The sequence below is a fragment of the Chitinimonas sp. JJ19 genome (assembly GCF_036961565.1).
GTDB lineage: Bacteria > Pseudomonadota > Gammaproteobacteria > Burkholderiales > Chitinimonadaceae > Chitinimonas.
The window spans coordinates 99,507-118,594 of sequence record NZ_JBAMDD010000005.1 but is presented as its reverse complement, the minus strand read 5'-3'; the positions used below and the strand labels follow the sequence as shown (position 1 = coordinate 118,594).

Below are 19,088 nucleotides of genomic sequence, written 5' to 3'. Positions count from 1 at the left end.
ACGGCTTTGGACCACAAGCTGGCTGGGTTTGGCGGGGCCATTCCGCGGTTGCGTAGCAAGCCCTCGCTCTGCTTAATGGCGGGCGCTTGCGGCTACCTGGCGGGGTGAGTGTGGCCTAGCCGGGATCAGCCCGGTGCCGGACCGTCCGAATCGCCTGCCTGCAGCTCGGGCTGGCACAGCATCTGCAGCTCGCTGAGTGGATGACCGCCCGCCAGCAGGCGGCTCATCAGCGTGGCCATGTGCTTACCGGTGCTGTGCTGGGTGGGTTGCACCACCGAGGTGATGTGCTGGGTCAGCAGGGTGTCGGGCGGGATGCCGTCGTAGACGATGACGGAGATATCCCGACCCATGACGATGCCGCGATCCAGCAGGGCGCGGACGGCGCCCACGCCTGCCAGGTTGTTGTCCACGATGACGGCGCTGGGGCGCTGGGGCTGGTCCAGTAGGCCTATCATGGCCTGATAGCCGCTGCGCCGCGCCAGGCCAGCCTGCAACAACCATGGGCTGGCGACCGGCAGGCCAGCCTCGGCCATGCCGCGCAGAAAGCCGGCGTGGCGTTGATGGGCGAAGTTGTAGTGCAGTGAGGCGTGGATATAGCCGATATGGCGATGGCCCAAGCCAGCCAGGCGCGCCACTGCCAGCACGCTACCGGCTTCGTTGTCGAAATCGAACCAGGGGTAAGCTTGGCAGTCGGCGCTGCGGCCGTAGGCGAGAAAGGGCACGCCTGCCTGCTGCAGATAGTCTATGCGCTCATCCTGGCAGAGGGTGCGCGCCACGATAAAGGCATCGACCCGGCGCCCATGCACCAGCCTGTCGTAGGTATCGAGCTCACCCTTGTGGGTGGCCGAGGCCAGCAGCAGGTCCATATTCACTTCCATCAGGCCTTCGGTCAGGCCTGACACCACCTGCAGGAAACGCGGGTCGGCCACATCGTCGGCTTCCAGCGGGTAGACGATGCCGATGGCGTTGGCACGCCCCATGGCCAGACTGCGCGCGACTGGATTGGGCTGGTAGCCCAGGGCCTGGGCGGCTTCCACCACGCGCTGCCGGGTTTTGGCGCTGACGTCGGAATAGCCATTGAGTGCACGGCTGACTGTGGTGGCGGAAAGGTTGAGGTGGGCGGCGAGGGCTTTGAGATCCATGGCGGTGCAACGTTATCACGGCGGCGCGTTGGGCTGCGCAAACGGCTGTCACAAAAAAAGCAGGCGCGTAGCAAGCTGTGGTTTAAGCAGCCAACTAACCGCGCCAGAGAGGAGTGAACAGCAAAGCAGCCCTGGGGCTACTTCAAAAAAACGGTGTCAGACATACCCTATTGGGGTATTGCCATGGGGATTCCCACGCCGGTGGTTAAAACGCCCAAAGCGGTTTGGATGATAACCCAAAACGCTTTGGTAAGTAAGCTACATTTAAATGGGGGTTTTGACGGGGAAGGTAGGTAGGGAAGTAACAATAAAGCCCCGCTTGTGGCGGGGCTGTCGGGCGGCGGCGGGGGGCGATCAGAGCTTGGGTATGCGGATGCGGCTGATCATCAGCGAGCCGGAAATGGCAAACATCAGCACCAGTGGGTGGAAGCGGAAACCGCCGATATGGTAGACGCCGAACCACAGCTCTGTGCCCAGGGCGCCTTGCCACACTGCGACGGCCAGCACGCCCACCAGCAACAGCGAGGTGGGGATGGGGGTGCCCTCGAAGTATTTGACCTTGTCACCACCATCCGACAGTTTCTCTGCGGTGACATTGTAGCGGGCCAGGCGCGAGACGCCGCAGGCGACAAAGAACAGCAGCACGATGCGGTCGAACAGGCCTTGCATGCCGCAGCCATAGGCGATGACGGCCGGCGCCACGCCAAAGGAGATCACATCGGCCAGCGAATCCAGCTCGCGGCCCATGGCCGAGCTTTGCTGGCGCCAGCGGGCAATGCGGCCATCCAGCACGTCGAACAGCAGGGCAAAGGGAATCAGGCCGCAGGCGAAGTAGAGGTGCAGGACATCGTGGGTCTGCAGGTAGGTCATGACGGCGAACAGCGAGCCTACACCACAGAAGGCGTTGGACAGGGTGAACCAGTCTGCCAGGTGGAACTCGCGGATCATCGAGAAGGGTTTGGGGCGATTCATGGTGCTATCCAGAGGCGATATGCCGGGCATGGTAATGGAAAGCGCGCAATTATGGCGAACAGGACGCCATGTGATTTTGACGGTTGCGCAGCTTGGCCTATCTATCAACCGCTTGGTGCCTATCGTAAAAGGGCCGGCAGTTGTCTGCCGGCCCCGCTGGTAAGGGGGCCACTGCCCCCGGCCAGGCTGGGCTTAGGGGCTGCGCCGCCAGTTACCCTCGCTGCCCTCGTCGGTGTAATCCACCCAGACCGAGGCGTAGCCGGCTGCGGCTTTGGCCTGCTTGAGGGCTTCGTTCTCCAGCGGAGTTGCGGGCATGGCGAAGCGGTAGGCACCGCCGGTCTCGTTGCTGCATGTCAGCCGGCCATCCTGCCAGCGGCCCTGGCTGCGGCTGATCAGCCAGCCATCGCCATGCAGCTGCTTGCAGGCAAAGGGTTTGGCCTGGCCGCAACTGGCATCGTTGTAGCGACCGTTGTACCAATTCTCGGCACAGTGCTCGCCTGCCCCCCAGTTATTGGGCTCGTTCACATCCCAGCTCCATACCAGCCTGGCCAGGCGGCCGTCACCGGGGGTGAGCATGTCAAAGCCGAACAGATTGGCACCGCAACGCATCAGGCCCTCGGTAACATCGGCGTCTATGCGCATCTTGGGCGAGAACACATCGGCGATCTTGGTGCGGTCTTCATTGAAGCGTACCAGTAGCCGGCGGAAGTCGGCGGGGCCAAACTGGGCCGAGGTGCAGCTGGGGTAGCGCTGGTACTTGTCCTGACTGTCGGTGGGGTAGCCGCTTTCACTGGTGGCGCCGGTAAATACCCAGCGATTGAAATGGGCCGTGTCCTTGCAGCCATCGGTGATGATCAGCACCCGCTTGCCGGCATTGAGCACGGCCTGCTTGCTCATGCTGGCGGGTATGCCTTGGCAGGCGCCGCCTGGAGGCAGGTAGACATCGTTGCCTAGGATGTTCTGGATATGGCGCTGGGCATCGTCGTAGTCGCCGCCGTTCAGATGGCTCTCCAGGTAAAGCAGCAAGACCTCGGGGTCGTTGCGGGTCTCATCCAGCCAGCGGCGTATTTCGTTCAGGCCATCGACAAAAGGTCGATCGCCAGGCGAGCAGCCGACATTATTGCCACCGGCGTGGCACAGCAGGATGTCGTTGCGCCACTGCCAGGGCCAGCCCCGCATATTGAAGTAGGAATGGATATCCAGCTCCAGCCCACGGGCCCCCATGCGCAGCTGATCGTAGATGCTATGGACGTGGTTGGGATCGTAATAGCTCACCGCATTGGTGTAGGCCTTGCTGTTGTAGGAGTTGTGTGTGGCCGGCCAGAGCGCCTCACCTATCGGCGCCTGCCTGTCTATCCGCTCCTGCAGTCGCAGCGCCTTGCGCACCCAGCTGTGCTGAAAATCATCGACCTCGCCTGCCAGCAGCGGCAGCGCCATGCAAGTGGCCAGCGCGCCGGCCAGCCATGTACCCAGCTTTACCATCTTGTCTCCTTTGTTGTTTTGATACGGCCAAGCAAACGCTTGGCCGAAACATTGTTTTAGCAGAGAACGTGGACAATGCGATGACAGCGGAGCAGGTGTGGCGATGCAGCCTCACCCAGCGAAGGGTGGGGGATATCCATAGGGTGCGGCTAGCGGGAGCAGGGCTGGCGCCCAGCAAAAAGCCGACCCCGGCTAGACCGGAATCGGCTTGTCTTGCCATGGTGGTGCTACCACCGTTGGCGGGTACTGCGCTGATCAGCCTGGTTGGCGGATCAGTTCACCGTGCGGTTGGCTGCACGGGTACCAGGCAGGTAGGCATTACCGAAGTAACGGGCACTACCCTGGCCCAGACGGGACTGGAAGCTGACCTGGAATTGGCGACCTACGCATTCCACGGCCAATACTTCAAAGCGGATGGACTCGCCGTGACGATCCTGGACGAAATGGTCGCCGGCCTTCAGTTCTTGAACTTTCATACATGTTTCCTATTTTTTGTTTTTGGTAGCGCACCGGTGCGTTGCCGGGCTGCATTGCAGCTAGACCGTGTGTTCCAGGCCGAGTTCATTTTCGACAACATGGGACGAACGCGATCAGACCCTCTCCATGGGTGGCGTACTACGCCACGGCCACGGCAGGCCATGCACTTGCGCCGCTGATATGGACCAAGCCATATCGGGTCAAATTAGCCAGAACGAGACGGTGTTATCGTAATGCTCGATTGTTACGAGCAGGTTTCGTTTTGGCACGAACCTTCATTACAGCAGAAGTGGGTGCGGATTGCACCATTCGATAAACAAGCAGAAGACATCAGGGAAGGCTGTTCCACGCGTTGGAACATGGCCTGAGAGGACGGCTTGAAGTACTGCAAAGTAAGGCAAACAGACGGATTGATCCGACCGAAGCGCTAACTTTAACACAATGTATTTGGGCTTGTAAAGCTAAGTATTTGTTTTTATTAAACGGCGTGTGTTGCCGCTGCCGCTTGTGCAGATTCCGGTACGCCGAACACCCGGTCGAAGCCCCACTGGAAGGCGAAGGCATAGAAGAAGAAAAACACGAACAAGGCGATGTCGGCGAGTAGTGCCTGTATGAGACTTATTTGCAACCACCAAGCCATCAAAGGCACCAGCAGGACCACCAATCCCCCCTCGAAACCGGTGGCATGCAGGGTGCGCCGCCAGAAAGTACGCTCGCGCCGCGACTGCCGCCGCTCCCAGGCTTCGAACAGCAGGTTGAACAGCATGTTCCAGCCCAGCGCCACGGTTGAGATGATCAGCGACAAGGCGGCCGAGTGCGCCAGCTGCTGCTGGTACACCAGGGCCATGGCCGGGGTGATGAACAGCATGGCGATGGCCTCGTAGCTGATGGCCTGGATGATTTTGCGCAGCGGGCCTTGCATGGTTGTGGGGAGATTCCGATATGCTGGACGGCGCGGAGATTATCGCACCTGGCACATGGTTGCCACCGGGTAGGTGAGGCGGGCAGCGGGTCGCATGTCTCCTAGAGCTTGCCGTCTATCTGGTTCAGACGGTGAGCCAGCCCAGGGAGTTGAAACCCAATATCCAGCATTGCACATACGACATCAACAGTTAGGAGGAAGCATATGAAGCAATGGATAGGTCGCTGGCTTATCGGCGTCGCCGTCATCCACACCGTGTTTGGCGTTGTGGTGTTTGGCAAGCAACTGCTGGGCATCGTGCAGCGCGGGGTCTTTGACACCGTGGGCGCCGACCCCATGACGGGTGCGGTGGTCTGGTTCCTGCTCTTTGGTGTAGTGCTGTTTATTTGTGGGCAAGCCGTCTCCAGGCTGGAGGCAAGCTCGCCAGCGGCGCTGCCCAAGGGCATGGGTTGGAGCTTGCTGGCGCTGGGCGTGCTGGGCGTGGTGCTGATGCCGGCATCCGGATTCTGGCTGGTGTTCCCGCCGGCCATTGCGCTGCTGGTGAAGCGGGGTGGTGCGAAGCCGGCGCTGGCATAGCGGCGGGGGCGTGGATTAAATCGGAGACCTGTCTGCCGTTGCAGCTGGTGCTGCCCGCCTCGCCCATCAATGACTCAAGCCCGTCACTGGCGCTCAGGGCACATCGGCGTAGGCCATGCGGCGCTGGATGATGGCCGCCTTGCGCAGCAGGCGGCGATGGTTGCGGTTTTTGTCGAAGAAGCGCGGGTTGGGCACCATGGCGGCCATCTTGGCGGCCTGGCTGGTGCTGAGATTGGCCGCGCTGGTCTTGTAGTAGTGGCGTGCAGCGGCCTCGGCGCCAAACACGCCATTGCCCCACTCGATCACATTGAGATAGATCTCGAAGATGCGCTGTTTGTCCATCACCGCCTCCAGCATCAGCGTGATGGCGGCCTCCTCGGCCTTGCGGAAATAGCTGCGCTTGCCGCTGAGGAAGAGGTTTTTGGCCAGTTGCTGGCTGATGGTGGAGCCGCCGGCCGAGATGCGGCCCTTTTTCTGGTTCTTTTCCCAAGCGGCTTGCATGCCTTCCCAGTCAAAACCTTCGTGCTCCAGGAACTTGGCATCTTCGCCTGCCACCAGCGCCCGTTTCAGATTGGGCGAAATCTGGGCGTAGGGCACCCACTTATGCTTGAGTTCCGCATCCGGGTTCTTGTCCTGCAGCACATCGAGCTGCTGATCCATGAACGAGGTTTCGGAAGGGTTGTAATACTTCCACCACACCACATGGCCGAACAGCCATAGCTGGTAGGCCAGCAACAACAGGATAAGCGCCAGCAGGGCACGGCCGATCAGGCGTAGGGGTTTCATGGCGGCCGATTATAGCGGGATAGGGTGGCTGTCGGTGCAGCGCGGAAGCGCCAGCCTCAGGGTTTGGGCTTGGACTTCTGTTGGTTGACCTTGCGCAAAAAGGCCGCCTGGCGCGAAAAATCGCTGCAGTAATGGCAGAGGAACAGATGCAGCCTGAGCCGCAGGCGCTCGCCGGTGCTCAGCGGCCTGTCCATGGATTCGGAGATATAACGGGTGGCTTCCTTGCAGTTCATGCGCTTAGTCTTCCCGGCCAAACCAGTTTTTTTCCAGGCACAGTCGCAAGCTCATGCGCGCCCGGTACAACAGCACTGAACAATTGGTCGCCGTGATATCGAGGTTCTGACAAATTTCTTCTATCTCGTGGCCCAGCGATTCGCGCATGGCGAACACCAGGGCGGTGCGTTTGGGCAGGCGTTGGGCGCATTCCTCATAGACTCGCCAGAAATCCTGCTGTTCCAGCGCGGCTTCGGGGTTGGCCCAGGTGCGAGGGCCATCGCTGCCCCAGTGGCCGGTCTTGTCGAACAGGCTGTCAAAGTCGCTCAGCTCGCCTTCATCATCCAGCTTGTCGTCCAGCTGGAATGGGTCGCGGCACAGCTTGCGCTGGGCGTCGATGATCTTGTGCTTGAGTATGCCGGTCAGCCAGGTCTTGATGCTGGATTGGGCGGCAAAGCCGGATTTAGCCTGTATGGCGGCCAGCAGGGTGTCCTGCACGGCTTCTTCGGCGGCGGCTTCATCACGCAGGCGGTACAGGGCATAGCGCAGCAGGTAGTCGCGAAACTCCGCCAGCTGGCGGTCATCGGGCGTAGTCAAAGGTTGTCAGCTTCCACGCGGTTACGGCCATTGGCCTTGGCACGATAGAGGGCGGCGTCGGCTGCAATCAGCAGGGACTGCAATTCCTTGTCGTCCTCCTGCATCTGGGCCGCGCCCACGCTCACCGTGAACTCGATCAGGGTGCCATCTTCCAGGGTCAGCGGGGCATTTTCAACTGCTTCGCGTATCCGCTCGGCCGCTTCGATGGCGTGTTCAAGGTTGGTTTCAGGCAATACGGCCACGAATTCCTCGCCGCCCAGCCGTACCGCCAGGTCGCCCTGGCGCAGGGTGACTTCCAACAGGCGGGCCAGCCGTACCAGCACCTCGTCGCCCACGGCGTGGCCATGGGCATCGTTCACCTGCTTGAAGTGATCGATGTCTATCATCAACAGAGAGAAAGGGCGCCGGTGCCGCCGTGCCAGCTCGAATGTCTCGCTGCCGCGCTCAAAGAAGCGGCGGCGGTTGGCCAGGCCGGTCAGGGCATCGGTTCCGGCTTCGTGGCTCAGCCGGGTTTCACGCACATGGCGGCTGGTCACGTCGATCAGGCTGACCAGCACATCGTCGCCTTCGCTGTCGCCATCGCCGTCCAGCACCGTGGCCGAGAGTATGACCCAGCGTTCGCTGTCGCCATTGCGTACGGCGTATTCCAGTTCGCGCAGGGTGGTGGCCTCGTGCAGGGCCTTGCGGCAGGCCCGCCACTCCTCCGGCCGTACAAACAGCTCGGCCAGCTCCTTGCCGGCCATGTCCTCGGCGGCCATGCCAAACAGCATGCCCATGTCCGGGTTCACATAGCGTATGCGGTCGTGGCTAAAGTCGATCAGGCCCAGCGCGCAGGGCGAGGCCTCGACCATGCTGCGCATGCGGGACTCCTGGGCGGCCAGCCTGGCTTCGCGTTCGGCCAGCAGCTTGGCATGCCGGCCGCTTTGCCACAGCAGGTACATGAGCCAGCCGCCGAAGGCCAGCAGGCTGATCATGCCAAATACGCACACCAGCAAGGCGGCCCGCCATTCCGCCAGGTAATCCTGCTCCGACAGGCCCACGCCCAGGATAAACGGGTACTCGGCCAGATTGCGCACCCCCGACAGGCGTCGCTCATTATCAAGTGGCGATACCACGAAGTAGGTCTGGTCACGCAGCCCGCTGGGCCGCATTTGGCTGGGTTGGACCTGGGTGCCCAGGCTGGCCCGATCAGTCAGGGGCTCGCGAGCGATCAAGCGATACTGGGTATCCATCAGAATGACCGAACCATGCTGGCCCAGCTCGATATCCCTCAGGTGCCGCTGCCAGGCATCCAGGTGCACGCCGGCTACCACGATGGCGTGCAGCTTGCCCTCATCATTGAGAACTGGCCGGGCGAATACGACGCCCATCTTGCCCGTTGTGCGCAATGCGTAGGGCTGCGAGATGACCAAGCGCTGGCTGGGGTTGGCGATCAGCTGCCGGATGTAGGGGAGGTCGGAAAAGTTGTCGCCACGGTTGGCCTTGGCCGAGTAGGCTACCCGCCCTTGCGGATCCAGTATGGTCAGCACCGTCACATGGGGCAGGCGCTCCGGCTTGTGCCGCAGCATCATGATGGCTTCAAAGCCCGTCGGCTCGCTCCATTCCAGTGGTGGCGCGATGGGCATGCGCGCCGCATCGCGGGCGATATCGTCCAGCATCAGGTCGATCTCGCGATTGGTGGCCAGTACCCTTTGTTCCAGCAGGCGGGCGGCATTGTCTGCTTCGCCCGCTGCCCTTTGCCCGGCGCTCTGGTGGCTGTTCTGCAGCCACCAGATCGTCATCGACGCCACCAGCACCAGCAAAAGCGTGACGCCCGCCATGGCCAGCCGGGTGCCGCGTGGTAGCGCGTGGTGGTAGTAAGCGATCAGCTGGGTAGGCACGGTCAACCAGTCATGCACGAGACAGGACATATACATCGTAGAGCCTGGCAGCGGCGATTGCATTCACGTATGGCGGATAGCTGCATCATGCCAGCGGCGGGCGGATCAGCGCCTCATGGCTTGCGGGGAACGATCGAGGTGTCCCACAGCAGGGGCCAATCCATTAGCGCCATGCCGCCGCAGCGGCCCTGGTGGCTATAGTGGCTCAGCAGGAAGTGGCTGCCGTCGAACACCCAGCTGGTGCTGTCGCCGCAGTCGCCCAGGCCACGGCCCTTGCCATACTGGCTCAGCGTCTGGCTGGCGCTGTCATAGCTGGCATTCATGACCCAATAGCCCGGCTGCAGCAAGGTGCCCAGGCCAGGCAGGTTCACCCGCACCGGTCTGGCCTTGCCCTGCCGCTGGGTACGATAGACCACGTAGGAGGTGTTGTAGGCGCCCTGGCCGCACTGCAGCAGGACGACGGCCTCGCGGGGGCTGAGTGCCGATACCTCGCCGTCGGGCTGGGTGTTGCCTTCCATCACGCAGTCGGGTTCCAGCTTGCGCACGGCATGCAGCAGGCGGGCAGCCTCTTCGTCGTCCACGGCCGGGCTACCCGGCACGCCGGGGCGCAGCACGGGCAAGGCACGGGCCGGTGGAATGCCGCTGGCGGGCTTGTTGCCAACGCGCAGCAGGGCATGGCGGCTGCCCAGCCGACCCTGTACTTCGTCTATCAGCAAGAGCGAGGCGGCCAGGCCGTCGGCATTGAAGTTGGCCAGTATCTCGCCCTGGCTGCCAGTCAGCGCCAGTGTCTGCTTGCGGCTGATGGCGGCCAGCAGCTTGCGCGCCGCCGCATCGTCCAGGCTGTGGATTTCGGCATAGTCGTCGGCCTCCTGCTGTAGCGCCCATGCCGCCGAGGGCAAGGTCAGGCCGCCCAGGCGCAGTGGCTGTGGCGGCACTTTGCCGGTGGTCTGGAAACCCAGTGTCAACGAGGTCTCGCCCGCCGGCCCGGGCGCCTGCTCCAATAGAATCTCGGTGGTACCCGCGTACTGGTCAAAACCCTTGGCAACACAGTGACCGCTGTTGCTGCAGGCCACCAGCCAATCCTTGAACTCGCGGTAAACCGGCAAGGTAGCGGCCTGGCTGGCCAGATGGGTGGCGGCAAGAGCGGCAATCAGCAGAATAGGGCGCATGGTGGGTAGTGGTGTGTGGGTGATGGGCGACGCCAGACGCCGCGCGTCGCCGAGATACGGCTTTGGACGCTGAGGCCTCTGGCAGTGCCCTGGCGGGTTCAGCAACCAGGGTCGTCGGGAGCAATGTAGTTGAAAGCGCCAGCCTCGCCTACCAGTTCACCCGCTTGGGCCAGGCTGGAGAGGTAGAGCACCAGCTTGCCACGGGCCTGGTCCTGGTCCAGTAGCAGGTCCAGCCGGCCATCGCCGTCCAAGTCGCCGGCCCAGTGCAGATAGCTCTTGGCCAGCAGCGGCATGCCGCCGTCGATACCAAAGGTCACCTCGCCCAGGTTCTGCTTGCGGCCATAGGCGCGCAGTTCCAGCCGCGACTCGGTGGGCTGGTTGGTCTCGCCGTGGCGCTCAGGCTCGTCGGCCAGGATGGGCACGATGGCTGCCATTCCTTTGTCCAGCTTGATGCGCACGGTCTCCGAGCCGGTTCCCTTTTTCTGGCTGACCGGATAGGCATCCATGCCTTGGTGCAGCCAGGTCTTGACCAGACCTGGCGCCAGCTTCAGCGCCACCTGGGCAGGCTTGGGCTTGAACAGTGCCAGCAGCACAGCGTTGGCGGCCGTAGCGGCATCGGGCTGGTCCAGTTGGTAGGGCAGTGGCGACCAGCTCAGGTACTGGCCAGGCATGGACGGCCCATCGTAAGTAGGGTGCTTGAGCGCTCGCAGGCTCAGCTGGGTAGCGGTCAGCGTGCAGGTATTCTGGCAGGCCAGTGCCCACCAGCCACTGCCGGCCTTGAAATGGCGGCCTGCCAGATGCTTGCCGACAGGCCATTGGGCTGCGGCCGTATCGGCAGGGCGGGACAGGCGGCCATCCATCAGTACGATGGCGCCGTTGGTGGGGTCGGGGTGGGTGGCGCTGGGGTCGTAGCCCCGCGCCATGTCGTCGGCCAGGGTAAGGACGCTGGTCAGTAGCAGGCCAAGCAGGGCGGGGCGGTACAGAAGTATCGGGGGCATGGTAGCCAGGGGCTCAAGCGGTTTGCCGCAAAGGCCAGCATGATAAAGCCTGATACCCTGGGGGCCGGCGGTGTTAGTACCAAGCTGGCTTGCTTCAGGCCGTGGCTGGCGCCGGTTTGGCGTAGGCCAAGGCCTCGCCGGTGGGTGAGTAGCGCTGCTTGAAGCTGAAGGCATGGGCGCTGGGGCCATGCTGGCCCAGGTATTCCAACCTGGCCTTGGCCTCGGCCACGGTGGGCAGCTCGCCCGCCTTGACCCACCACAGTGCCATATGCGGCAAGCCCAACTTGGCCTTGATGTCCTCAAACCAGCGCTTGCGTGCCGCAAACACCTCGGCGTGGGCGCTGCGGTAGGTATAGGCGTGCAGGGCCTCCACGCTGTCCCATACCGACATATTGAACAGCACCAACTGGTCGCCAAACTCCTGCGGATAGCCGGCATCGGTCTGGTAGCGCCAGACAAAGCCGGGGCTGGCCTCGGCCAGCGAGTTGATCTCGGCAATGCGCGCCACGAAGTCCGCCATCAGGGGCGCGTCTATGGGCTCGCGGGCATAGGCGAGGTTGACCTGGGCAAGGTGGTAGGACATGGGGGGCACCGGGAAGTGGGGGATAGGCAGAGGGTGGGGGTGGGGCGGGGGAAATCAAGAGGCATTATGCTGAGTGCCGCGCAGGCATGCGCTTAGCTCTTGCCGCCAAACAGTATGAGCCACGAGGAAGGTGCCCCCAAGCTCCCTATCAGCTGTTTGGCTGTTACCATAAGCAGATCTATCCACTTTCCCAAGTATGACTACAGTTTGGAATAAAGTAGGAAAATAAGCTTTATAAGGGTTCGCACGCTAGAATGAAAGCTAATGGTGCTGCTTGCGAAGTAGCGTCACACCAAGCGGTTGCCCTGACGCCATTGTTGGGCTTAGTGCATTCAACTCGTCTTTGTAGGGGACTATAGGGCTATATAATTTATGGAATGCTCTTCCAATGGCACCGGAGAATAAAGTTAGTTTCGGGTTTTTGCTACCTCCCTGAAGGATGTGCTCTACAGCGATGCCCGGATATGGGTCAATGAAATATATTTCACTTATTCCAAGCTGGTAGGCCTTTTTTGCGCAAAGCTCACAGGGGCTGGCTGTGGTAAATAGAATCCCGCCAGCTATTTTTCTACCTCCATGCTTAGCGATTTGTAGAAACGCATTCTCCTCGGCATGTAGTGAGCGTGTGTGCACTTGGTTCTTTTCCTTTGTAAAGGAATTGTATTCTGCTTTGAAGCAAAATGAAAGATTGCGACCCTTTTCTTGAATGGGAATGAGTTTAGAGGTGTGAGCGCGAAAGAAATTTAAATAAGCCAAATTGTTCTTTTCATACTCACTATAGGCTGATTTGTCTTTGCCCGTGGCCAAGTCTATTCTGTTTCGCAGGTTACACGGTACTTGCCCTAATGGGACATCATTCCAGCCTACTGCTTGAATGGAGAAGTTGCTGTCAGTAACCACTGCTCCTACTTGGCGAGATATGCAGCCAGAATTTAGCTTGGCAGTATGTGCGATCTGCATACATCGCTCAATGTGTGAGGGTGTGATAAGACCAGGTCGTCTGATAAGTGAAACGAATGTGATAAGCTGATTGGCTAGCCACTGAAACTCATCCACTTTGCAAGCAATGTTCGGGTTGCTAAGATATAGATCGGCTTTTTGCAAGCAAGATTGTATGTCTTGAATGGCATAGGCGGATTCATTATCTATGTTGGCAGGCTTGTATTCATTCCTGTCAAGCGTTTCGATGTCTTTGAGGCTATATCCATACTTATTAAGCCTAGATTGACGATCCTGCTCTGAGCAGGAAATTGCAACAAAGAAGAATGACGTGTAACGATCCTGAAAGAAAAGCGCTTCGAATGGATTTCGCAGTGCGTCTATAACAAAGTAGGACTTTTTCTTTTGACTCTTATTGTAGATGTGGCCGGCTTCAATTACGTCGTAAACCTTTTTCGCTAGAGTGAAGAATTTTCCGGAAACGTAATCGGCGTTATATGGGTCTCCAGAGAGCCTTATGTTTTTACCTATTTGCTGATAAAGATTTACAAAGAGCGTCTCCGAGAGATTTTTTTTGAGCAACTCACATGCGGAAGGTAACGTTTCGAATAGGAAGTCAAATTGATCATTGGTTAATGGTTCTTCTTGTAATTTTATGTTGAGTTTTTTGTATTCTGTGGCTAGATCGGCAAATATTCTAACTGCGCCTTTACTAATGTCTTGGCGCTTATTTTCGAAAAAGTGCCGAGTTTCATTTGGTGATTTATCAAGAAGCAATAGGGTTATTATTGATCGAACTTGTATTAGGGTGAATTTTTGCCAGCTTCGTTCAAAGTCCTTGCGGACTATTTTTTCTTTTCGTTGATTGTTTGTTTGAGGGGTGTCTCCGGAGTATAGAGAATGTGTGATTTCATTTTGATGTGAGCACAATATTTTTGCTGCTGTTGAGCAGCCACTTCCAGTTCTGCCTGTAAGCCCTAGGACGATAAAGTCATCATCCTCTCGATATATATTATTGATTGCTGATTCAATATAGCTGGCCATGTTGCTGTCCTAGATGGTAGTTCTGAACTATCAGCCATTGGCTGCTAAGCTATCTAATTCCCCGAGGAATCCCCCACTCTGATGCGCCCACAACCGCGCATACAGCCCACCCTGTACCAGCAGCTCGGCGTGGCTGCCTTGCTCCACTATCCGTCCTTCGTCCATCACGATCAGCCTGTCCATGGCAGCTATCGTAGACAATCTATGGGCAATTGCCACCACGGTCTTGCCTTCCATCAGGCGGTAGAGGCTGCTCTGGATGGCGGCTTCCACTTCGCTGTCGAGTGCGCTGGTGGCTTCGTCCAGCAGCAGGATGGGTGCGTCCTTGAGCATGACGCGTGCGATGGCGACGCGTTGGCGCTGGCCGCCGCTGAGCTTGACGCCGCGTTCGCCCACATGGGCCTCGTAGGCGGTGCGGCCCTTGGGGTCGGTCAGGAGTTCGATGAATTCATGCGCTTCGGCGCGGCGGGCGGCGGCGATCATCTGGTCGTCGCTGGCATCGGGGCGGCCGTAGAGCAGGTTGTCACGCACTGAGCGGTGCAGCAGCGAGGTGTCCTGGGTGACCATACCGATCTGGCGGCGCAGGCTATCTTGCGTCACCTGGGCGATGTCCTGGCCGTCGATCAGGATGCGGCCCTGTTCCACGTCGTAAAAGCGCAGCAGCAGGTTGACCAGGGTGCTCTTGCCGGCGCCGGAGCGGCCTACCAGGCCCACCTTTTCGCCGGGGCGGATGGTGAGGTCAAGATCCTGCAGCACGGTCTTGCTGCCGCCGTAGGCAAAGTGCACCTGCTCGAAGCGGATTTCGCCCTGGCGTACCTGCAGCGGCTGGGCGTCTGCGCGATCCTGGATGGCGATGGGGCGTGCCAGGGTGCTGATGCCATCTTGCACGGTGCCGATCTGCTCGAACAGGGCGGCCATCTCCCACATGATCCAGTGCGAGATGCCATTGAGCCGCAGGGCCATGGCGGTGGCGGCCGCCACGGCGCCTATGCCGACCTGGCCATGACTCCATAGCCAGAGGGTGGCGCCGGCCGTGCTGCCTATCAGCAGCATGCTGAGGATGTGGTTGATGACCTCGAAGCCGCTGACCAGCCGGTTTTGCTGGCGGGCGGTGAGCATGAATTCTTCCATGGCGTGGCGGGCAAAGGTGGCTTCGCGCTGGCTATGGGCAAACAGTTTGACGGTGGCGATATTGGTGTAGGCGTCGGTGACGCGGCCTGTCATCAAGCTGCGGGCATCGGCCTGGGCGCTGGCTACCTTGCCCAGGCGGGGGACAAAGAACCACAGCGTCAGCCCGTAGGCCAGCAGCCAGCCCATAAAGGGCAGCAGCAGGACCAGGTCGAAGCCGCCTACCACGGCCACCATGGTGATGAAGTAGATGACCACGAACACCAGGATGTCGCAGACGATGACCACGGTATCGCGCACGGCCAGCGCGGTCTGCATGACCTTGGCGGCGACCCGGCCGGCGAACTCGTCCTGGTAGAAGCCCATGCTCTGGCCCAGCAGATGGCGGTGGTAATGCCAGCGCAGCCGCATGGGGAAGTTGGCAAACAGGCCCTGATATTTGCACATGGCCTGCAAGGCGATGACCAGGGGGCTGGCCAGCAGGATGCCGCCCAGCAGCAGCAGGTTGCTGCGCTCCTTCTGCCACAGCTCGCTGGGGGCGGTGGCCGAGAGCCAGTCCACCACGCTGCCCAGCATGCTGAACAACAGCGCTTCGAAGGCGCCTATGCTGGCCGTGAGCAGGATGATGGCGGCAATCAGCCCGCGTATGCCGCGGGTGGCGGACCAGACGAAGGGGAAGAAGCCATGGGGCGGTTGGGAGGGTGGGGCGTCGGGGTAGGGGTTGACGCGGTTTTCAAACCATTGGAACACGCTGCGGCCTGCACTTTGGGGTGGTGTCACTGAGGTGGCAGTGTAGCAAGGGTGGGGCGGGTACGGCATCCACCAGGGTGGGGATGGGGGTGTTTGCAGTTGCACTGTCTAGCAGCGCGTGGGGTGAGGCCGACGACCCACCCCGCCCCCGAACAAAGAGGGCGGGGTGAGCGGGGGTTACTGTCCCAGCCGCCGCAACTGGATGCGGGCCTGGACGGTTTCCTCGTAGCTGGGCATGCCATTGTCGGCCACCCACTGGAAGGCCTTACGGGCTTCCTCTGGCTTTTGCTCGGCCAGGCGCTGCAGGCCGATGTAGTACCAGGCTTCCGACAAGGCCAGGTCGCGTTCATCAGCCGGCAGGCTCTGCAACTGCGCCAGCAGGGTCTCGGGGGTGATCAGGCCGGCCTGCATGCCCAGCAGCGGGCGGGGCCAGGGGCCGTCGGGCAGTTGGCGGGCATATTGCAGGGCGTCGGCGGGTATGTCGCGTCCGGCCAGTTTCAGCAGGGCCAGCTGGTTGACGGCCACAAAGCCGGGCAGGGCGCCATTCTCCTCGCGCATGGCCTGGCTGTAGCGCGCCATGTCCTGCAGTGCCTTGTCGGTGTCGCCAGCGTAATAGCGGGCCCAGGCCAGATCCGGCATATCGCTGTCGTCATCGTCCAGTGCACCGGCCTTCTCGTGTGCGGCCACACTCTCGGCAAACCGGGCGTCCTCGAGCAGGGCGCGGGCCTGGCAGCGCTGGGCGGCCACGCTCTTGCGGAACTGCCGTACCAGCGATTCCACGGCCTGCACCTGGCTGCGCACGGCCTTGCTGTCCTTGAGTTGATTGACCGTCAACAGGGCATGGCAGAGCGTGGCGATGTCTTCCTCGCTGCTGGGCCGGGTCTTGGCGGCCAGACTGACTACCTGGCGGGCATCCTGGCTGGTGGACTCGCCATCCAGCGCCCGCATGGACAGCTTGCCGTCGCGCGGCTGCTTGGCAAAGTGCCCATCCACGTTGAAATTACCGCTGGTGTAGTTGGTCAGCTGCTTGGCCTGCTGCTGCAGGTCGGGTACGTCCTTGGCCGCCACGCTGTCGACCTTGACCTGGTAGTCGAGCAGGTAATCCATGCTGTTGCCGCGTACCGAGTATTCCTCGGCGGCGCGGAAATAAGGCGTATCCAGCGTGGTGTTCTGCGGGTCTTTGTTCAACCGCACGCTATCTGGCCATTGCAGCCGCAGCCGGTAACGGGCAGTGAAGGCGCCGCGTGCCAGTTGCAGCGGGTAGTTGCGGACTATCTTGTCGGGTATGCCCAGCGAGCCGCTGATGATGCTGCTGTCGTACTCGATGCGGTAGCGGCCATCCTTTTGCTGCAGCGGCTTGGGCAGCTTGAAGCGGGCCTTCAGATAGAACCGGTTGTTGGCGACATCGTCGCGGTACTCGGGATCGGCGGCCAGAGTGATGCCGGGGTATTGCTTCTCATAGATGGCCAGCAGGTCTCGCTTGAATTCGGTGCGCGACATGCTGGGAAAGTTGAGCCGGGCCGATTCGGCATGGCTGTCGCTGAAGGTCTCGTTGGTTTCCAGGGTGGCGTCGCCATCAAAGCTTTGGATGACGACGCGCTCGTCCCGCTCGAACCGTATGGCGTTGTTGTCGCGCTCGGGCAGGGTGCTGAGGGCGGTGGTGTCGGCTGCCACCAGCAAGCCCTTGGCGCCGGGCAGCGGCAGGGACAGCTTGTCCAGCGGCGAGGGTTGGCCGGTGCGGGTGGGGTCGACATGGTAGGTCTTGCCGTCCACTTGCAGCTGCACGATGACATGGTCGAACAGCGTGGGCGAGGCCATCATGCGGCCTGGCAAGCGCGGGGCCTGGGCCGATACCAGCAAGGGGTGGGCGGTGATGCCCATGGCGCGCAGCAGGGTGACCAGCAGATAGGTCTTGTCCTTGCAGTCGCCATAGCGGCGCTTGATCACCACATTGGGGTCTTGCGGCTTGTGCGAGTTCTCGCCGATGGAAACGCTGAAGTAACGCACTTCATTCTGCACCCAGCGCAGCGCAGCGGCAGCACGGGCAGCCGGGGTGGCTTCGGCATTGAACTGCTTCACCAGCGCGGCCAGTGCCGGGGTGGTCTTGGGCTCGGGGAACAGGCCGGTGGCCCAGCGCGCCACTTCGTTCCAGTCGCGGTATTCGCTGAACTGCAGGAAACGGGCGGGAAAGTACTCCGCCGGAATGCCGCCTTCGTACTCCAGGGCCTCCAACCCACGGGCCTCGAAGCGCAGGCGCTTCATGCCGTTGTAGTCGTCGACTTTGGGGCTGACGGCATCGGTGCGGAAATCACCAAACTGCTGCCAGCGCACTGGCCGCTGCGGCGGGTAGAAGACCGTCAGCCGGCGCAGTTCCACCGGGTCGGCACTGTCCCAGGTGTAGTCCTCGGTCAGGCGGTTGCCGAATACCGGGTTGCTGCCCTCGGTGCTGTAGGTCAGCCAGAGGGTATCGCCCAGGCGGACGTCTTCGACCAGCAGTTGTACGGTGCTGGCGCCGGTGTACATGCCTTGCTCCAGGGCCTGCTCGCGCTGCAACAGGCGGGCGTTGACGGTGCGGGTATGGTCCAGCTGTTTGTCGTCACGCAGTATGGTCAGGCGGTGCAGCTTGAGCTTCTGGTAATCGGGGTAGTAGGTCAGCGAAAGCTGGCCGATACGATCGAGCATATTGCGGTCGTTGACCTGCACGGCGCGGTTGATCAGGGTGGCCTGGGTGGCGCCGGCATAAGACTGGGTCTCGGCCAGCCTAACCACCAGCGGGTCTTCGCGCTGGGTGGTGGGAATCTCGGCCAGGGCTTGCGCCCACTGGGGCAGTGGCGCGCCCCGGCTGAAGCTGCGGGCCAGGATATCCTGCTCGCGGGCCGAGTCGGCGGTGGCTGCGTGGGCGTGCAGGGGGGAGGTGTAAGCAACGCCTAGCAGGGCGGTCAGCAATAAGCCATGAAATTGCATGCGTATGAAACCAATACTCGATCAATAAAACAACAGGGTGAGGGACAACAGGGCAAGACGGTGGTGGCCTATCCACCTGGGAACAAGGAACAGGCACAGCCCACCCCTGCTGTGGCCCCAGGATGCCTGTGGCCACAGCAGGGTAAGCTTCTGATTGTATTGCAAGTGGCCGGTCAGTAGCGTTTCAGCTTGCAGACCACTTTGACGTAGCCCAGTTCCAGCTCCAGCGCGTAGGCTTCCTTGGTCACCACCATGCTCAGCACATCGGTGGAGAAGTTGAACATGGACTTGAGATAGGCTTTGAGATCGTCCTTGCTGGCGTGAGCCAGGCCGTTTTCGCGGCCTTGCAGAAAACGGTCGATATGGGTCAGCACGCTGGCGATTTCCTTGCGAGCGTCGTCGGCGGGGGAGAGTTCGAAGTCGAGGATCATGATGGTGACAGGGTAGGCTGGTGGTGGGTCTGGCC

17 protein-coding genes are annotated in these 19,088 nt (G+C 61.0%); 1 reads left to right on the top strand and 16 read right to left on the bottom strand.

All coding sequences use genetic code 11. The annotated features are described in order from the left end of the window. Positions 1-125: 125 nt before the first annotated feature. The 5 genes from V7714_RS08115 to V7714_RS08095 all read right to left on the bottom strand — a co-directional run bounded on the left by V7714_RS08115 (position 126) and on the right by V7714_RS08095 (position 4,995). Positions 126-1,142 carry a substrate-binding domain-containing protein gene (locus tag V7714_RS08115; protein WP_335709264.1) on the bottom strand — a complete coding sequence of 339 codons (1,017 nt, stop codon included), beginning with the start codon at positions 1,140-1,142 and terminating at the stop codon, positions 126-128. Between the two features lie 354 nt (positions 1,143-1,496). Then, positions 1,497-2,114, bottom strand: a complete 618-nt coding sequence (pssA, locus tag V7714_RS08110) for a CDP-diacylglycerol--serine O-phosphatidyltransferase (protein ID WP_284195208.1) — start codon at positions 2,112-2,114, stop codon at positions 1,497-1,499. 192 nt (positions 2,115-2,306) lie between these two features. Then, complete coding sequence (locus V7714_RS08105; RefSeq protein WP_335709263.1) at positions 2,307-3,596, bottom strand: hypothetical protein; 1,290 nt, start codon at positions 3,594-3,596, stop codon at positions 2,307-2,309. 272 nt (positions 3,597-3,868) lie between these two features. Continuing rightward, entirely contained in the window at positions 3,869-4,072 is a 204-nt protein-coding gene (locus V7714_RS08100) for a hypothetical protein (RefSeq protein WP_284195206.1), read from the bottom strand. A gap of 479 nt (positions 4,073-4,551) precedes the next feature. Next, positions 4,552-4,995 carry a PACE efflux transporter gene (locus V7714_RS08095; protein WP_335709262.1) on the bottom strand — a complete coding sequence of 148 codons (444 nt, stop codon included), beginning with the start codon at positions 4,993-4,995 and terminating at the stop codon, positions 4,552-4,554. A gap of 204 nt (positions 4,996-5,199) precedes the next feature. Between V7714_RS08095 and V7714_RS08090 the strand changes: the two genes are divergently transcribed. After that, positions 5,200-5,571, top strand: coding sequence for a DUF6463 family protein (locus tag V7714_RS08090; protein ID WP_335709261.1), 372 nt, complete (start codon positions 5,200-5,202; stop codon positions 5,569-5,571). A 93-nt stretch (positions 5,572-5,664) separates the two neighbouring features. Here the strand turns inward: V7714_RS08090 and mtgA are convergent, their stop codons facing one another. The 11 genes from mtgA to V7714_RS08035 all read right to left on the bottom strand — a co-directional run bounded on the left by mtgA (position 5,665) and on the right by V7714_RS08035 (position 19,053). Continuing rightward, positions 5,665-6,357 carry a monofunctional biosynthetic peptidoglycan transglycosylase gene (gene mtgA / locus V7714_RS08085; protein WP_335709260.1) on the bottom strand — a complete coding sequence of 231 codons (693 nt, stop codon included), beginning with the start codon at positions 6,355-6,357 and terminating at the stop codon, positions 5,665-5,667. A gap of 56 nt (positions 6,358-6,413) precedes the next feature. Then, positions 6,414-6,590, bottom strand: a complete 177-nt coding sequence (locus V7714_RS08080; protein WP_335709259.1) for a zf-HC2 domain-containing protein — start codon at positions 6,588-6,590, stop codon at positions 6,414-6,416. Positions 6,591-6,594: 4 nt separating this feature from the next. Beyond that, the gene (locus V7714_RS08075) at positions 6,595-7,167 is read right to left on the bottom strand and encodes a sigma-70 family RNA polymerase sigma factor (protein ID WP_335709258.1); all 573 of its coding nucleotides are present in this window, start codon (positions 7,165-7,167) and stop codon (positions 6,595-6,597) included. Beyond that, on the bottom strand, positions 7,164-9,077 hold the full coding sequence (locus V7714_RS08070; protein WP_335709257.1) for a diguanylate cyclase: 1,914 nt from the start codon (positions 9,075-9,077) through the stop codon (positions 7,164-7,166). Before V7714_RS08070 ends, V7714_RS08075 begins: the two co-directional genes overlap by 4 nt. Positions 9,078-9,160: 83 nt before the next feature. After that, positions 9,161-10,216, bottom strand: a complete 1,056-nt coding sequence (locus tag V7714_RS08065) for a DUF1176 domain-containing protein (RefSeq protein WP_335709256.1) — start codon at positions 10,214-10,216, stop codon at positions 9,161-9,163. Positions 10,217-10,314: 98 nt separating this feature from the next. Continuing rightward, entirely contained in the window at positions 10,315-11,214 is a 900-nt protein-coding gene (locus V7714_RS08060) for a hypothetical protein (RefSeq protein WP_335709255.1), read from the bottom strand. A 94-nt stretch (positions 11,215-11,308) separates the two neighbouring features. Then, the gene (locus tag V7714_RS08055) at positions 11,309-11,797 is read right to left on the bottom strand and encodes a DUF3291 domain-containing protein (protein ID WP_335709254.1); all 489 of its coding nucleotides are present in this window, start codon (positions 11,795-11,797) and stop codon (positions 11,309-11,311) included. A 261-nt stretch (positions 11,798-12,058) separates the two neighbouring features. Continuing rightward, positions 12,059-13,780 (bottom strand): hypothetical protein, encoded by a 1,722-nt coding sequence (locus tag V7714_RS08050; RefSeq protein ID WP_335709253.1) that lies wholly within the window; start codon positions 13,778-13,780, stop codon positions 12,059-12,061. Positions 13,781-13,810: 30 nt separating this feature from the next. Further along, positions 13,811-15,658, bottom strand: coding sequence for an ABC transporter ATP-binding protein (locus tag V7714_RS08045; protein ID WP_335709252.1), 1,848 nt, complete (start codon positions 15,656-15,658; stop codon positions 13,811-13,813). Between the two features lie 177 nt (positions 15,659-15,835). Next, positions 15,836-18,622, bottom strand: a complete 2,787-nt coding sequence (locus tag V7714_RS08040; RefSeq protein ID WP_335709251.1) for a DUF3857 domain-containing transglutaminase family protein — start codon at positions 18,620-18,622, stop codon at positions 15,836-15,838. Positions 18,623-18,795: 173 nt separating this feature from the next. Continuing rightward, on the bottom strand, positions 18,796-19,053 hold the full coding sequence (locus V7714_RS08035) for a hypothetical protein (protein WP_290333547.1): 258 nt from the start codon (positions 19,051-19,053) through the stop codon (positions 18,796-18,798). Positions 19,054-19,088 lie beyond the last annotated feature (35 nt).

Bases quoted from the DNA above. Each gene is read 5' to 3' on its own strand.
- V7714_RS08115 (WP_335709264.1), bottom strand. From the start codon at position 1,142: ATGGATCTCAAAGCCCTCGCCGCCCACCTCAACCTTTCCGCCACCACA.
- pssA (WP_284195208.1), bottom strand. From the start codon at position 2,114: ATGAATCGCCCCAAACCCTTCTCGATGATCCGCGAGTTCCACCTGGCA.
- V7714_RS08105 (WP_335709263.1), bottom strand. From the start codon at position 3,596: ATGGTAAAGCTGGGTACATGGCTGGCCGGCGCGCTGGCCACTTGCATG.
- V7714_RS08100 (WP_284195206.1), bottom strand. From the start codon at position 4,072: ATGAAAGTTCAAGAACTGAAGGCCGGCGACCATTTCGTCCAGGATCGT.
- V7714_RS08095 (WP_335709262.1), bottom strand. From the start codon at position 4,995: ATGCAAGGCCCGCTGCGCAAAATCATCCAGGCCATCAGCTACGAGGCC.
- V7714_RS08090 (WP_335709261.1), top strand. From the start codon at position 5,200: ATGAAGCAATGGATAGGTCGCTGGCTTATCGGCGTCGCCGTCATCCAC.
- mtgA (WP_335709260.1), bottom strand. From the start codon at position 6,357: ATGAAACCCCTACGCCTGATCGGCCGTGCCCTGCTGGCGCTTATCCTG.
- V7714_RS08080 (WP_335709259.1), bottom strand. From the start codon at position 6,590: ATGAACTGCAAGGAAGCCACCCGTTATATCTCCGAATCCATGGACAGG.
- V7714_RS08070 (WP_335709257.1), bottom strand. From the start codon at position 9,077: ATGTCCTGTCTCGTGCATGACTGGTTGACCGTGCCTACCCAGCTGATC.
- V7714_RS08065 (WP_335709256.1), bottom strand. From the start codon at position 10,216: ATGCGCCCTATTCTGCTGATTGCCGCTCTTGCCGCCACCCATCTGGCC.
- V7714_RS08060 (WP_335709255.1), bottom strand. From the start codon at position 11,214: ATGCCCCCGATACTTCTGTACCGCCCCGCCCTGCTTGGCCTGCTACTG.
- V7714_RS08055 (WP_335709254.1), bottom strand. From the start codon at position 11,797: ATGTCCTACCACCTTGCCCAGGTCAACCTCGCCTATGCCCGCGAGCCC.
- V7714_RS08050 (WP_335709253.1), bottom strand. From the start codon at position 13,780: ATGGCCAGCTATATTGAATCAGCAATCAATAATATATATCGAGAGGAT.
- V7714_RS08040 (WP_335709251.1), bottom strand. From the start codon at position 18,622: ATGCAATTTCATGGCTTATTGCTGACCGCCCTGCTAGGCGTTGCTTAC.
- V7714_RS08035 (WP_290333547.1), bottom strand. From the start codon at position 19,053: ATGATCCTCGACTTCGAACTCTCCCCCGCCGACGACGCTCGCAAGGAA.